The organism is Burkholderia sp. SCN-KJ, from assembly GCF_024656005.1.
In the GTDB taxonomy this organism is placed as follows: Bacteria; Pseudomonadota; Gammaproteobacteria; order Burkholderiales; family Burkholderiaceae; genus Burkholderia.
This window is the reverse complement of sequence record NZ_JANKOG010000002.1, coordinates 518,801-533,998: the sequence shown is the minus strand read 5'-3', so window position 1 is coordinate 533,998 and position 15,198 is coordinate 518,801. Positions and strand designations below refer to the sequence as shown.

8 protein-coding genes are annotated in these 15,198 nt (G+C 68.5%); 3 read left to right on the top strand and 5 right to left on the bottom strand.

Annotation, left to right across the window (positions count from 1 at the left end; genetic code table 11):
- Positions 1-62: 62 nt before the first annotated feature.
- The 4 genes from NQV17_RS05790 to NQV17_RS05775 all read right to left on the bottom strand — a co-directional run bounded on the left by NQV17_RS05790 (position 63) and on the right by NQV17_RS05775 (position 4,066).
- Positions 63-482 (bottom strand): DoxX family protein, encoded by a 420-nt coding sequence (locus NQV17_RS05790; protein WP_257770194.1) that lies wholly within the window; start codon positions 480-482, stop codon positions 63-65.
- A gap of 178 nt (positions 483-660) precedes the next feature.
- The gene (locus tag NQV17_RS05785; protein ID WP_257770184.1) at positions 661-1,938 is read right to left on the bottom strand and encodes a cytochrome c; all 1,278 of its coding nucleotides are present in this window, start codon (positions 1,936-1,938) and stop codon (positions 661-663) included.
- A 2-nt stretch (positions 1,939-1,940) separates the two neighbouring features.
- Positions 1,941-3,560, bottom strand: coding sequence for a GMC family oxidoreductase (locus NQV17_RS05780; protein WP_257770182.1), 1,620 nt, complete (start codon positions 3,558-3,560; stop codon positions 1,941-1,943).
- On the bottom strand, positions 3,560-4,066 hold the full coding sequence (locus NQV17_RS05775) for a sorbitol dehydrogenase family protein (RefSeq protein WP_257770180.1): 507 nt from the start codon (positions 4,064-4,066) through the stop codon (positions 3,560-3,562). The genes NQV17_RS05780 and NQV17_RS05775 overlap by 1 nt, the downstream gene beginning before the upstream one ends.
- A gap of 304 nt (positions 4,067-4,370) precedes the next feature.
- On the opposite strand from NQV17_RS05775, the gene NQV17_RS05770 reads away from it, so the two are divergent.
- The 3 genes from NQV17_RS05770 (at position 4,371) to NQV17_RS05760 (ending at position 13,512) form a co-directional block, all read left to right on the top strand.
- Positions 4,371-10,409, top strand: a complete 6,039-nt coding sequence (locus tag NQV17_RS05770; protein ID WP_257770178.1) for an alpha-2-macroglobulin — start codon at positions 4,371-4,373, stop codon at positions 10,407-10,409.
- Between the two features lie 10 nt (positions 10,410-10,419).
- Positions 10,420-12,669 (top strand): penicillin-binding protein 1C, encoded by a 2,250-nt coding sequence (gene pbpC, locus NQV17_RS05765; protein WP_257770160.1) that lies wholly within the window; start codon positions 10,420-10,422, stop codon positions 12,667-12,669.
- 150 nt (positions 12,670-12,819) lie between these two features.
- Positions 12,820-13,512 (top strand): hypothetical protein, encoded by a 693-nt coding sequence (locus NQV17_RS05760; protein ID WP_257770158.1) that lies wholly within the window; start codon positions 12,820-12,822, stop codon positions 13,510-13,512.
- A 37-nt stretch (positions 13,513-13,549) separates the two neighbouring features.
- Here NQV17_RS05760 and NQV17_RS05755 read toward each other — a convergent pair whose 3' ends face one another.
- Positions 13,550-14,797: a multidrug effflux MFS transporter gene (locus NQV17_RS05755; RefSeq protein WP_257770156.1), complete on the bottom strand. Its 1,248-nt coding sequence runs from the start codon at positions 14,795-14,797 to the stop codon at positions 13,550-13,552.
- Between the last annotated feature and the right edge of the window lie 401 nt (positions 14,798-15,198).

Below are 15,198 nucleotides of genomic sequence, written 5' to 3'. Positions count from 1 at the left end.
GATGCCCCCCTCGAAGTCTCGACCGTCCGGCACACGCCCCATGCGCGCGCCGGCGTTGCCATTTACCCGCGATCGATCGAAAAACGCCCGGGGCCCGCCGCGCAAAGCGCGAGCAGGCCGCCCGAGATCGCGATGTTCTTGTAGAAATGAATCATGTTGTCGATCTGCTCGCCGCCCGACATCGTCCAGTAGTGATGGCCGATGAAGCCGGTGCCGATCGTATACAGCGCAAGCAGCAGTGCGAGCGGCCGCGTCTGGAAACCGACGAGGAGCGCGATGCCGGCGAACAGCTCCATCACGACGGCGATCGCCGCCGAAATGATCGGCGCCGGCGCGCCCTCGCTTCCCATGAACGCGATCGTGCCGGAGAAGTCGGCGATCTTTTTCCAGCCGAACATCACGAACAGGATCACGAGCAGGATCCGGGACAACAGCAGCAGCACATCGCGCTGGGACGCGAGAAACGGTTGATTCGGTGTCATGGTGTGATCAACGAAAGCGGTGCGCGAACCGCACGCACCGGATTGCCAACGAACCAGGACGGGCGGCCGCCACAGCCGCCCACCCCGCTCTGCAACAACCGGCATCGGGGCCCGCCCGATGTGCTGTGCCTCCTCTTCTTGTCAGTGTTGCCCTGCCTTTACTGCATCGTACCCGGCCTCAACGCGCCTTCGCGACGTCCTGCTCGGTCACCTTCGCGGCCGGATTGCCGAACTGGCCGGTCAGGTAGTTCGCCAGCGCGGCGATCTGCGCATCCGACAGCTCGTTGCGGAACGCGGGCATCCCGACGTCCTCGCTGCCGGCCTTGCGCTGCACGCCGTTCAGGATCACCTGCACCAGGTTCGCCGGATTCGACGCGCCCACCGTCGAGTTGTGGAACAGCGACGGGTAATAGCCGTCCGGCGTGCCCTTGCCCTGCATCTGGTGGCACGTCGCGCAGTTGCCGAGATACAGCCGCGCCGGATCGATGCCCGACGACGCCAGTGCGACGCCGCGCAGCTTCAGGCCGTCTTCCGCCGGCTTGCCCCACGACGAGCGCGACTGCTTCGCGTCGCCGTTGGCGACGGCCGGCACCGTACGGACGTACGTCGCGATCGCGCCGATGTCGGCGTCGGTCATCTTCGAGAAGCTGTGCTCGACCGCCTCGGCCATCGGACCGGCTGCCTGCGCGACACCCGGCACGCTGCCGGTACGCAGGTACTGGACGAGCTGCTGCTGCGTCCAGCCGCCGATCCCCGCGTTCGGGTCGGACGTGATGTTGTAGCCGTCCCAGCCCGCCAGCACCGAGCCCGACAGGAAGCTGCCGCCGGTTTCGTCGAGCGACTTCTCCTGCATCGCGACGCCGCGCGGCGTGTGGCACGTGCTGCAGTGCGCGAGGCCCTGCACCAGGTACGCACCGCGGTTCCACTCGGCGCTCTGCGCCGGCTTCGGCTGGTATGCGCCGTCCTTCAGGAACAGCCAGTTCCAGATCTTCAGCGGCCAGCGCATGCTCAGCAGCGCGGGGATCTCGTTCTTCGGCGGCGTCTGCTTGACCGGTTCGACACCGTGCATGAAGTACGCGTACAGCGCCTGCACGTCGTCGTCGCTGATCTTCGCGTACGACACGTACGGCATCGCCGGATACAGGTTGTCGCCGTTCTTCGACACGCCGTGGCGCACCGCGCGCTCGAAGTCGTCGAACGTCCAGTTGCCGATGCCGGTATCCGGGTCGGGCGTGATGTTGCTCGTGTAGATCTTGCCGAGCTTCGGCACCGGCATCCCGAGGCCGCCGGCGAACGGCTTGCCGCCCTTCGCGGTGTGGCAGGCCATGCAGTCGCCCGCGACCGCGAGATATTCGCCGCGCTTGACCTGCGCGGGGTCGGCCGCATCGGCCGCGCGCACGAGGCCCGGCAGCGCGAGACAGCCTGCGAGGAGGAAGGTGAGAGTAGATTTCCGCACGGTCAGACTTCCTTCTTCAGCGTGTCCGACATCCGCAGCGCCAGCGCCGCGATCGTCAGCGTCACGTTCACGGTACCGACGGTCGGCATCGTCGAGCTGCTCGAGATGAACAGGTTCGGATGGTCGAACGTGCGGCAGTCCTTGTCGACGACCGAGTCGCGCGCATCCGCGCCCATGATCGTCGCGCCCGTGATGTGGTTGTTCGGCGCGAACTCGTCGTTGAACACGACGTCCGTACCGCCCAGCACCTGCGCCGCCGTCGCATAGACCTCGCGCGTATGCACGGCGCCACGCTTCACGTAGTCGTCGATCGCATACGTGATTTCCGGGCGCGGAATGCCGATCGCGTCGGTGGCCGTCTTGCTCGGCACGATGCGGTTCTCGGGCTGCGGCAGGATTTCGTGGAAGCAGTCGAACTGCACGTAGCGCGCGGAGCGGTCGCGGATCTGCGCGTCGAGCTCGTCGGGCTTCATCAGCTTGCCGGCCTTGAAGATCTTCTGCGTCTCCTGGTTGATGCGCGACATGTTCGACAGGTGGATCTTCTTCGCGGCTTCGGTCGCGCGGAACGGGCCGTCGCGGAAACCGATCAGCGACGTCATTTCCTGCGGGCCGCGGCCCGGCCACAGCTTCTCGCTCGCGTAGAACGACACGCCCGTGCCCGGGTGGTCCATCAGGTTGCGCCCGACCATGTCGGAGCTGTTTGCGACGCCGTTCGGGAAGTCGCGGTTCGCCGACATCAGCAGGATCTTCGGCGTCTCGATGCCGTTCGCGGCCACCACGAAGTACTTGCCCTCGACGCGATGGTCGGCGCCCGTCTTGTCCTTGTAGATCGCGGCGACGATGCGCTTGTCCGGACCCGTCTCGAGCTTGTACACGACCGCGCTGTCGATCAGCTTCGCGCCGGCCTGCTCGGCCTTCTCGACGTGCACGATGCCGTTGTACATCGCGCCGATCGGGCAGATCGGCATGCAGTTGTTGTTCCCGCAACAAGTCGGCCGGCCGTCGTACGGGCGGCTGTTGCGCGCGACCGGCTCGGTCACGACGTGGAACTTCGGGTCATGGCCGTTGAGCGCGCTCTTGATCGTCTGCTCGTTGAACGACAACGGCAGCGGCGGCATCGGGTACGGCTGCTTGCGCGGCGAATACAGGTCTTCCTCGGGGCCGGGGCCCCACACGCCGAGCTCTTCCTCGGCACGCTGGTACCAATGCTCGAGGTCGTCGTACTGGATCGGCCAGTCGCGGCCGACACCGTATACGGTCTTCATCTTGAAGTCGTTCGGGATGAAGCGCCACGCCGACGCGGCCCAGTGCCACGTCGTGCCGCCCACCGCGCGGATGTACTGCGAATTGAACTTGTGCTCACCCTTCAGGACCAGGTAGTCGTTCGGCGGGCCGTATTCCGGATGCGGCGCCCACGGGCTCGACGGGTACGGCGCCATGAAGTCCGTCTTGTCGGGCTGGTTGCGGAAGCGTTCGACGATTTCCCAGCGCGGCATGCGCGGGCCTGCCTCGAGCAGGATCACCGACTTGCCGGCCATCGCGAGCTGGTGCGCGACGATCGCGCCCGCGACACCGGACCCGACGACCACGACGTCGGCCTTTTGCGTATCGGTATCGGCCATCAGCCTTGCCTCTCGATCGGTTTTTCGGCCCAGAAGCCGGGTTTATTCGGGCAATACGAAGGAATCACGAGCGTATCGGACACGACGCTGAACATTAATGCTTCTTCGTAGGTAATTACGACGTTGTCGACGATGCCGAGATACCAGGCTTCGAGAATCGACAGCGCGGACGTTTGCTGATCGGGAGTCAACGAACCGGACGCGAGTGCGCCGGCGAGTTGCGACAGACCGTCGGCCGTCTTGAACGAGCCCTTCTGCAAGGCCTGCAGGAAGCGTTCGCCGAGCACGCGGCTCAGCCCTTTCTTGCCTGTCAGTGCTTCGGAGAGCGTCATGAACGTATCGAGCGGCGCGGTGCCGGGATTATCGGCCAGGGCCCGCAACGCCAGCAAGCCGGTGAGGCCCGCCGCCGTCAGCGCCAGTGCGCCCTGCAGCCATTGACGCCGCGTGATGCCGGATGCGGCTGCGTCGCAATCGCGACGCGAGTGGGGGGTGTTGTCGTTGTGCATGTTTCCTTCTCTCGAACACCGGATTCGGGAAAACCACGCTTGATATTTCTCAAAATTTCGCGCGGCCCTGAAATGTACGCGCTCAATTCGGATTGGACAATGCTTTTATAGTCCATTTAATGTTCCGCAATCCGAGACAATCGACATTTCGCGGCATCTTTGTGTCGTCGACGCGACAATTCCGTATCGGGATGCCGGCGTGTCGCAACCCGGCGACACGCCGCTTCCCGTCATCCGCTCGCATGCCCGTCGGTTAGAATCGCGTGCAATCAAACAGAAAGCTTCCCTCCGAGGGCATCGAGCGATGAAGCAGTACGACAAGCACAACAACACACATTCAACCCATCACACCACATGGCTGCTCTGGCGCATCGGCGCCGTCGCGGCGCTCGGCGGCGCCGCCGCACTGTCGCTGCATGCGGGCGCGGCACGCACCGTGAGCGTGTCGCCGCAAGGCACGGTCACCGAAGTCCGGCAGAGCGTCGTCAAGTTCGACGAACCGATGGTCGCGTTCGGCTCGGCATCCGCGCCGAGTCCCGCGCGCATGACCTGCAACGATTCCACCGCCGCACGCGGCCAGGGGCACTGGCTCGACGACAAGACGTGGGTCTACGATTTCGAGAACGACCTGCCGCCGGGCGTGCGCTGCTCGGTCGCGCTCAACGACACGCTGCGTTCGGTCTCCGGCAATGCGGTCAGCGGCCCGCGCCGCTTCACGTTTCAAACCGGCGGCCCGTTCCCGGTGACGGTGCGCCCCGGCTCGCGCGAGATCGAGGAGCGCCAGGTCTTCGTGCTGAAGCTGAACGGACCGGCCGAGCCACGCTCCGCGCTCGCGAACATCTGGTGCGAAGCGGCCGGCATCGGCAACCGCATCCCCGTCACGGCCGCCGACGACGATGCGCGCAACGCGCTGCTCGATCACTTCGGGCTGAAGAAGGACGCCGCGCGCGTGCTGACGCTGTCGTGCGCGCAGGCGCTGCCCGCGAGCGCGAAGATGCAGCTCGTCTACGGCAAGGGCGTCGCGAGCCCGAGCGGCATCGCGAACGACACCGAGCGCCGCTTCGACTTCACGGTGCGTGCGCCGTTCGCCGCGAGCTTCTCGTGCGAGCGCGAGAACGCGAAGGCGCCCTGCACGCCGCTGCGTCCGCTGACGCTGTCGTTCAATGCGCCGATCTCGCGCAAGAACGCCGAGGCGATCAGGCTGAGCGGTCCTGACGGTTCGCTTTCGCCGACCTTCGCGGCCGACGACCACAGCGACGAAGTGACGACCGTCACGTTCAACCCGCCGCTGCCCGCGCAGGCGAACCTGACGATCGAGCTGCCGTCCGGCCTGCGCGACGTGACCGACCGCACGCTCTCGAACGCCGACCTGTTCCCGCTCGCGACGCGCACCGCACCGATGCCGCCGCTCGCGAAATTCTCGTCGGGCACGTTCGGGATCGTCGAGCGCTTCGCCGAACCCGATACGCCGGCACTCGTGCCCGTCACGCTGCGCAACGTCGAGGCCGACCTGCGCATCGCGGGCCTCAACACGAGCGGCGCGCAATTCTCGAACCTGAAGGTCGACGACGACACCGCGATCCGTCAATGGATGCGCACCGTCGAGCGCTTCGACAACTGGTCGATGACGGCCGGCACGATCGACGAACGCGTCCCGGGCCTGCTGCGGCGCAAGGGCCAGCACCCCGTCTACGTGCCGCTCCAGGCCGGCGAGAAGATGCCCGCGCCGCAGAACCGCCGCATCGACGTGCGCTCGCTGTCGCTGCTCGCCGGCGAACCGGGTGCGCAGGCGCTGGCGCTGCCGAAGGCCGACCCGAAGGCGCTGCGTCCGTTCGAGGTCGTCGGCGTGCCGATCGACAAGCCCGGCTTCTACGTGCTCGAACTCGCGTCGCCCGCGCTCGGCCGCTCGCTGCTCGCGAAGCCGTCGAGCATGTACGTGCGCACCACCGTGCTCGTCACGAATCTCGGCGTGCACCTGAAACAGGGCCGCGAGAACAACCTCGTGTGGGTCACGACGCTCGACAAGGGCAAGCCCGTGCCGAACGCGCAGATCCGCGTGTCGGACTGCAATGGCGACGAAATCGCGTCGGGCAAGACCGATGCGCAAGGCCTGCTGAAGATCGACGGCCCGTTCGAGCCGAAACACGAATGCAGCCAGGCGGAACGCTTCGACGACTACTTCGTGTCGGCACGCGTCGACGATCCGAAGACGGGCCGCGACATGGCGTTCGTCAGCTCGAACTGGAACCGCGGGATCGAATCGTGGCGCTTCAACGTGCCGACCGACACCGACAGCGCGCCGACCGTGCGCGCGCATACCGTGTTCGACCGCACGCTGCTGCGGGCCGGCGAAACCGTGTCGATGAAGCACTTCCTGCGCACCGAGACGCTGCAGAGCCTCGCGTTCCCGGCGCACTACCCGACACGCGTGACGATCCGCCATCTCGGCTCGGACCAGACCTACAAGCTGCCGCTCACGTGGTCGGCCGACCATAGCGCGGACACGCAGTTCACGCTGCCGCCCGCGGCGAAGCTCGGCGAATACAGCGTGTCGCTCGATGGCGGCCCGGACGATGCGCCGACCGCCAGCTACTACAGCGGCAGCTTCCGCGTCGAGGCGTTCCGCCTGCCGGTGCTCAAGGGGACGATCGGCGCGCGCGACGCGCAGAAGAGCCCGCTCGTCGCGGCCAAGGAAGCGCCGCTCGCGGTGCAGATCGACTACGTGTCGGGCGGCGGCGCATCGAACCTGCCCGTGCAGGTGTCGGCGCTGATGAAGTGGGCGTCGCCGCCGTTCGCGGACCGCTTCGAGGACTTCAGCTTCACGCCCTATCGTCCTGAGCGCAGCGACGGCAACGCCGACGACGATGCGCAGGACGGCGACAGCACATCGGCCGCGAACAACGATCCCGACGCGACGAAGCTGATCGCGGACAAGCTGCCGCTCACGCTCGACCGCAACGGCGCGGGTTCCGTCACGCTCAAGGGCCTGCCCGACGTCGACGCGCCGAAGCGCATCGCGCTCGAGGCGACGTTCGCGGACCCGAACGGCGAAGTGCAGACGATCCGCGGCGACACGATCCTGTGGCCGGCCGCGGTGGTGGCCGGCATCAAGGCCGGCCGCTGGGTGTCGGTCGGCCAGCGCGTGCCGGTGCAGGCGCTCGCGGTCGACCTGCAGGGCAAGCCGCGTGCCTCGGTGTCGATCGAGATCAAGGGCGTCGCGCACATCACGACGACGTCGCGCAAGCGGATGGTCGGCGGCTTCTATGCTTACGACAACAAGAGCGATACGCGCGACCTCGGCGTGCTGTGCTCGGGCAAGACCGACGACAAGGGCCGCATGGCCTGCGACGCGACGCTCGAACAGGCCGGCAACGTCCAGTTGATCGCGGTCGCGAAGGACGGCGACGGCCGCACGTCGAATGCGTCGACGTCCGTCTGGGTCACGCGCGAGGACCAACTCTGGTTCGGCGGCGACAACACCGACCGGATCGACGTGATCCCGGAGAAGACGTCCTACGAACCGGGCGAAACGGCCCGCTTCCAGGTACGCATGCCGTTCCGCTACGCGAGCGCGCTCGTCGCGGTCGAACGCGGCGGCGTGATGGAAACGCACGTCGTCGAGCTGAACGGCAAGAACCCGACCGTCGACCTGAAGGTCGGCGAATCGTGGGGGCCGAACGTCTACGTGTCGGTGCTCGCGTTGCGCGGCCGGATTCGCGAAGTGCCGTGGTACTCGTTCTTCACGTGGGGCTGGAAGGCGCCGGTCGAATGGGCCCGCGCGTTCTGGCGCGAGGGCCGTTACCATGAAGCGCCGACCGCGTTCGTCGACCTGTCGAAGCCCGCGTTCCGCTATGGCCTCGGCGAGATCAAGGTCGGCACCGGCGTGCATCGTCTCGGCGTGACCGTGACGACCGACGCGACGCGCTACACGGTGCGCGGCAAGGCGCAGGCGCACGTGAAGGTCACGCTGCCGAACGGGCAGCCCGCGCCGGCCGGCACGCAGATCGCGGTCGCGGCCGTCGACGAGGCGCTGCTCGAGCTGATGCCCAACAACAGCTGGGACCTGCTCGACGCGATGCTGCAGCGACGCGCGTACGGCGTCGAGACGGCCACCGCGCAGATGGAAATCGTCGGCCGCCGCCACTTCGGCCGCAAGGCGGTGCCGGCCGGCGGCGGCGGCGGCAGCGCGCCGACGCGCGAGTTGTTCGACACGCTGCTGTTGTGGAATCCGCGCGTGACGCTCGACGCGAACGGCAGCGCGACCGTCGAGGTGCCGCTGAACGATGCGCTCACGCGCTTCCGGATCGTCGCGATCGCGGCGGTCGGCCCCGACCGCTTCGGCACCGGCAGCACATCGATCCGCAGCACGCAGGACCTGCAGCTGATCTCCGGCCTGCCGCCGCTCGTGCGCGAAGGCGATGCGTTCCGCGCGCAGGTCACGCTGCGTAACACGACCGACCGCGCGATGCAGGTCGTCGTGACGCCGCGCGTGACGGGCCTCGACGTCGCGCCGCAAACCGTGTCGCTCGCGGCCAACGCGGCGGCCGAGGTCGCGTGGACGATCACCGTGCCCGAGCAGGCGCTCGACGCGGCCGGCGCGCTGAACTGGCGCATCGAGGCGGCCGAGCAAGGCGGCAAGCGCGCGTCCGACGCGCTGGCCGTCGCGCAGAAGGTCGTGCCGGCTCTCCCGGTCACCGTGCAGCAGGCCACGCTCACGCAGGTCGACGGCACGCTGACGCTGCCCGTGTCCGCCCCGGCCGGCGCCGTCAACAACGCGCAGGGCGCGCCGCGCGGCGGCATCGCCGTGTCGCTGCAGTCGAAGCTCGCCGACGGCCTGCCCGGCGTGCGGCGCTGGTTCGAGCGCTATCCGTACCGCTGCCTCGAACAGCAGACGTCGCGCGCGGTCGGCCTGCACGACGTCGCGCAATGGCAGGCGCTGGTGGCGCGCATGCCCGTCTACCTCGACAGCGACGGACTCGCGAACTACTTCCCGCCGTCTTCCGACGATGCGCACTATGGCAGCCCGACGCTGTCGTCGTATCTGCTCGTGGTCGCCGACGAGGCCGGCCGCCTCGACCCGCGCTTCGCGCTGCCGGAAGACCTGCGCACGCAGCTCGAGGCCGGGCTCGCGCGTTTCGTCGACGGCCGCATCGAGCGCAACGCATGGGCCCCGCGCCAGGATCGCGACCTGCGCAAGCTCGCCGCGATCGAGGCGCTGTCGCGTTACGGTGCAGCCCAGGGCCGCATGCTCGGTTCGATCGAGATCGCGCCGAACCAGTGGCCGACGTCGGCGGTGATCGACTATCACGCGATCCTCACGCGCGTGAAGGACATCCCTCAGCGCGACGAGAAACGCGCGCAGGTCGAGCAGATCCTGCGGGCGCGCCTCACGTACCAGGGCACGCAGCTCGTGTTCTCGACCGCGCGCGACGACGACCTCTGGTGGCTGATGACGAGCAACGAGACCAACGCCGCGCGTCTCGCGCTGGAATTCGCGGGCGACCCGGCGTGGAAGGACGAGATGCCGCGCGTGGCGACCGGCCTGCTCGCGCTGCAACGCCAGGGCGCATGGCAGACGACGACGTCGAACGCACTCGGCCAGCTCGCGATCGAGCGCTTCTCGCGCACCTACGAGAGCACGCCGGTGGCCGGCACGACGAAGGTCGCGCTCGGCGGCAACGAGCGCGCGATTTCGTGGTCGCAGGCGCCCTCGACCGCGCCCGCCGACACGCCCGCCTCGGCCACTCCCGCGACCCGCGCCGCCGCCGCGCGCAGCGTGCTGATGCCGTGGCCGCGTGCGGCCCAGGCGCCGGCCACGCTGTCCGTCACGCAGGACGGCACGGGCCGCCCGTGGGCGACCGTCGAAAGCCTCGCGGCCGTGCCGCTGCGCGCGCCGTTCGCGGCCGGCTACCGGATCACGAAGACCGTCACGCCCGTGTCGCCCGCCGTCAAGGGCGTGCTGACGCGCGGCGACGTCGTGCGCGTGCATCTCGACATCGACGCGCAGAGCGACATGACGTGGGTCGTCGTCAACGATCCGATTCCGTCGGGCGCGACGATCCTCGGCTCCGGCCTCGGCCGCGATTCGGAAGCCGCGACGCAGGGCGAGAAATCCCCGGACGGCGCATGGCCGGCGTTCATCGAACGCGATTTCGACGGCTACCGCGCGTATTACGACTATCTGCCGAAGGGCAAGCTCTCGGTCGAGTACACGGTGCGGCTGAACAGCGTCGGCACCTTCGGGCTGCCGCCGACGCGCGTCGAGGCGTTGTACGCACCGTCCGTGTACGGCCTGTGGCCGAACCCGCCGATGACCGTGAAGCCGGCCGACGCGGGCAAGTAACGGGTACGCGATGATCGATCATGGATTGCCGCGGCCGGTGCGCTTCGCCGGCCGCGTTTTCGTCGCCGTCGTGCTGGCCGCGCCGCTCGTCGCGCACGCGCTGCCCGGCTATGACGACGTGCGCCGCAACTGGCGCAGTTCCGACTGGGTGCTGCTCGCGCGCGACGGCACGCCGCTGCAGCGCACGCGCGTCGACCTCGCCGAGCGGCGCGGCGACTGGGTGTCGCTCGCCGACGTGTCGCCCGCGTTCCGCGAGGCGATCGTCGTGTCCGAGGACAAGCGTTTCTACGAACACAGCGGCGTCGACTGGCGCGGGATCGCCGGTGCGGCATGGGGCAACCTGTGGAACCAGCGCACGCGCGGCGCGTCGACCGTGACGATGCAGCTCGCCGGGCTCCTCAATGACGAACCGCGCCGCTCGGGCCAGCGCTCGCTGCCGCAGAAGGCCACGCAGGCGATGAACGCGCTGCTGCTCGAACGCGGCTGGCGCAAGGACCAGATCCTCGAGGCCTACCTGAATCTCGTGCCGTTCCGCGGCGAGACGGTCGGGCTCGCCGCGCTGTCGCAGGTGCTGTTCGGCAAGGCGCCGTCCGGCCTCGACGCACGTGAAGCCGCGATCGCGGCAGCGCTGGTGCGCGCGCCCAACGCGGCGAGCGCGAAGGTCGCCGAGCGTGCGTGCCGGATCCTGCGCGACATGCATGCGGAGCAGGCCTGCGCGTCGCTCGACGGCTACGTGCAGCTCGTGATCGCGCGCCCGGCCAATGCCGTGCGCAACGACCTGACGGCGGACGGCGTCGCCCTCGCCCCGCACTTCGCGCGCCGCATCGCGGCCGAGGTCAGGCCCGCGGCCGGCGCGCAGGTGCGCACGACGCTCGATGCGCCGCTGCAGCGCTTCGCGCGCGACACGCTCACACGCGCGCTGACCGAGCTCAACGCGCCCGCGCACCGGCGCAACGTGCAGGACGGCGCGGTCGTCGTGATCGACAACGCGACCGGCGAGATTCGCGCGTGGGTCGGTTCGTCGGGCGCGTTGTCGAGCGCACGCGACGTCGACGCCGTGCTCGCGCCGCGCCAGGCCGGCTCGACGCTCAAGCCGTTCCTCTATGCGCAGGCGATCGACGAGAAGCGGCTGACGGCCGCGTCGCTGCTCGACGACGCGCCGATCAACCTCGCGGCCGGCGGCGGCCTCTACATTCCGCAGAACTACGACAAGGATTTCAAGGGCTGGGTGAGCGTGCGCAGCGCGCTCGGCGGCTCGCTGAACGTGCCGGCCGTGCGCACGCTCGTGCTCGTCACGCCGCATCGTTTCGCGCGCACGCTGACCGCGCTCGGCCTGCCGCTCGCGCAGGAAGGCGACTACTACGGCTTCAGCCTCGCGCTCGGCAGCGCGGACGTCACGCTGCTGTCGCTGACCAATGCGTATCGCGCGCTCGCGAACGGCGGCGTCGCGCGCAAGGTCGTCGACCTGCCTGCACTGTCGCCCGCTGCCGGCGCATCGGCACCGGGGCGTGCGGACAACGGCACGCGCGTGTTCAGCGAAGCGGCCAGCTTCGTCGTCACCGACATCCTCGCCGACAACAACGCGCGCGTGCGCACGTTCGGCTTCGACAACCCGCTCGCGACGCGCTTCTTCTCGGCGGTAAAGACCGGCACGAGCAAGGACATGCGCGACAACTGGACGGTCGGCTTCACGTCGCGCTATACGGTCGGCGTGTGGGTCGGCAATGCGGACGGCTCGCCGATGTGGGATGTATCGGGGGTCACGGGCGCGTCGCCGGTGTGGTCGGCCGTCGTCGGCTACCTGCACCGCGACCTGCCGAGCCGTGCGCCGCGTCCGCCGGCCGGCGTCGAAACGCGCCGCATCACGTTCGAGCGCGACGTCGAGCCGTCGCGCAACGAGTGGTTCGTCGCGGGCACGGCGCTCGACACGATCCGGCTCGCCGCGCCCGTCACGCCGGGCAAGGACGGCGCGCGCGCGCCGCTGACGATCGGTGCGCCGACCGACGGCACGATCTTCGCGATCGATCCGGACATTCCGCCGAAGAATCAGCGGATCTGGTTCGAGCGATCTTCCGGGCATGCCGCACGGTTCGCGTGGCGGCTCGACGACAAGGTGATCGGGCATGCCGACCGCATCGCGTGGATGCCGTGGCCCGGGCGGCACCGGCTGGAACTCGTCGACGCGCGCGGCAACGTGGCAAATGCGATCGGCTTCGAGGTGCGCGGCGCGTTCGCGAAACCGGCCGCGCGCAAGCCGTAACGGGCGCCAGCCATGCCGGACGCCGCAGGCCGCGGCGAACAAACGGGCCAGCAACCCCGCGATCGGAGACCTAGAATACGAACAGCGCGCCGAAGCGTCGGCGCGCGCCGGTTGCCCTGCCGCGCTCACTCTTCCGATCCGCCCGCGACCATGAACCTTCGCCATCCGCGCTTCCTTCGCCCCGCGCTGGGCACGCTGTGCGTCGCGGCCGTCGCGACGCTTGCCGGCTGCAACGGCGACGCCTGCTTCGGCGTCGACGTCTGCTTCAACAACGCCAACACGCAAACCGTCGCGCTGTCCGGCACGGCCGCCACGGGCTCCGCGCTCGCGAGCGCATCGGTGACGGTCAGCTGCGCGCAAGGCTCGGCGACGACGCTGACCGACGGCGGCGGCAACTACCGCGTGACGGTCAACGCCGTGCTGCCGTGCGTGATCACCGTCGCGTCGAGCGGCACGAGCCTGCATTCGCTCGCCTACGCGGGCGGCACCTTCAACACGACGCCCGAGACCGAGCTGATGCTCGTCTATCTCGCCGCGCAGCTCGGCACGAACACGGCCGGGCTGATCGGCAATTTCCAGGGGAATGCGCACTTCCAGCAGGTGATGGGCAGCCCGAACACGGTGCAGGCCGCGCAATCGGCGGTCGTGACGAATCTGCAGCAGCGCTATGCGGTCACGCTGTCGGCGCCGGCCTTCCTGACGACACCGTTCGTGGTCGGCCAACCGGGCGTCGACAGCGACCTCGCCGCGCTCGCCAATGCCGGCGCGATCGATTCGAACGGCATGCCGGATCCGGTTGCGGTTTCGCTGCTGGCGCAGGCGGGCGCGGCACACCCGCTGTAAGCGGCAGGCGTGCCGCTGTCGCCCCCGTCTACCCGGCTTACGCGGCTTCCCCGCTCCCGCAAGCCACCCTCGCCGCCTGCTGCTGCGTGAGGTAGCGCAGCAGCTTCGTCACCATCCACACGACGATGAACGACAGCGCGACGAAGAACACCGCGAGCGGCGTCAGCACGTGAATCGATACGAAACCGGCCAGCCCCATCATCGCGGACGACACGAGCAGCAGCGCGCACCCGAGGATCGCGCTCGTCAGCCCCGCGATATGCGGAAACAGCGAATTGCCCTTCGCCATCAGCGTCGGATACATCGCGCCCGCGCAGAAGCCCATCACGAGCACCGGCGTCGCGAGCGTCCACACGCGCAGCCCGACGGTCAGCGCCAGCACCAGCATCGCGACCGCCGCGCCCGCCATCACGCGTGCGCCGATGCGCAACCGCTGCTCGGCGCTCGGCAGCCCGCGCCCGTGAATCCGGTTCGACAGCCCGCCGAGGAAATACATCAGTCCGATCCCGAGCGCGAGATAGCCGAAGAAGGTCGGCGGCTTGTGCAGCGTGGTCTGCACCATGAACGGCCCGACGATGTTGAACACCAGCAGGATGCTGTAGCACAGCCCCTGCGCGAGGAAGCAGCTCTGGAACACCGGGCTCGCGAGCACCTTGCCCGCGTTCGCCATCAGCGTGCGCGGCTCGAGATGGACCGGCTTCGGCAAGGTCTCGCGATAGCGCCACAGCAGCGCCCACATCACCAGCGAATACACCAGCAGGAACACCAGGCACGCGCGCCAGCCGAACCATTCCTGCAGGTGCGCGCCGATCACCGGCGCGATGATCGGCGCGAGCCCCCACGCGATCGACATATAGGTAAACGCATGCATCAGCGCCTGGCCCGAGAACGAGTCGGTGATGATCGCCTTCGCAAGCAGGTTCGTGGTCGCGATCCCGAAGCCCTGCAGGCAGCGCGCCAGCACGAACGTCTCCAGGTTCGGCGCGCCGAGCGACAGCAGGCAGCCGATCGTGTAGACGACGAGCCCGAATGCGAGCACGCGCTTGCGCCCGTATGCATCGGCAACCGGGCCGAAGATCAGCTGGCCGAGCGCATAAGCGGCCATGTAGCCGGAGACGCTCGACTGGATCGCCTGCGGCGTGGTCGCGAACGAACGCGCCATGTCGGGCAGCGCAGGCACGTAGATGTCGATCGCGAGCTGGCCGGCTGAGGCGAACAGGCAAATCAGGAACAGCAGGAAGCGCGGCGAGTTCGATTCGCGCGCGGGAGTGAGCGAGGCGTTCATGACAACCGGGAAAGTTCGGACGGCGGCGACACGCGCCATGCTGTTCGAAGTCGAACAACGGTGCGCGGCGAAGCGCATATTGTGCCTGTTGTTGCGCAACGCGACAGGAATCCCCTGGCGTGGGCGCGGTTGAATGCGGATTGCGTCAGGTTTCGAAACGCGTTACACGCCCCGCTTGCCGATCATGGCGAGCCGGTCCGGCGGCCGGCACGGCCACGGTTTTGATCCATATTTCGTTTTTGTTTGCGGCGCCACTCGCCTGCCTGCGCGCATCCGCGGCTCGCCGCGCCCCTCCGTACTTTCCACCGATTGACACACCTCCCGGCGTTCCCCCTATACTCCTCGCAGCGCCAATAAATTGTTGAACAATCCAGCATGAAAATTGGCGCCTGACCGGCCAC

What these genes read in the sequence shown, in the direction of transcription:
- NQV17_RS05790 (WP_257770194.1), bottom strand. Translation starts at nt 482, where the DNA reads ATGACACCGAATCAACCGTTTCTCGCGTCCCAGCGCGATGTGCTGCTG.
- NQV17_RS05780 (WP_257770182.1), bottom strand. Translation starts at nt 3,560, where the DNA reads ATGGCCGATACCGATACGCAAAAGGCCGACGTCGTGGTCGTCGGGTCC.
- NQV17_RS05775 (WP_257770180.1), bottom strand. Translation starts at nt 4,066, where the DNA reads ATGCACAACGACAACACCCCCCACTCGCGTCGCGATTGCGACGCAGCC.
- NQV17_RS05770 (WP_257770178.1), top strand. Translation starts at nt 4,371, where the DNA reads ATGAAGCAGTACGACAAGCACAACAACACACATTCAACCCATCACACC.
- pbpC (WP_257770160.1), top strand. Translation starts at nt 10,420, where the DNA reads ATGATCGATCATGGATTGCCGCGGCCGGTGCGCTTCGCCGGCCGCGTT.
- NQV17_RS05760 (WP_257770158.1), top strand. Translation starts at nt 12,820, where the DNA reads ATGAACCTTCGCCATCCGCGCTTCCTTCGCCCCGCGCTGGGCACGCTG.
- NQV17_RS05755 (WP_257770156.1), bottom strand. Translation starts at nt 14,797, where the DNA reads ATGAACGCCTCGCTCACTCCCGCGCGCGAATCGAACTCGCCGCGCTTC.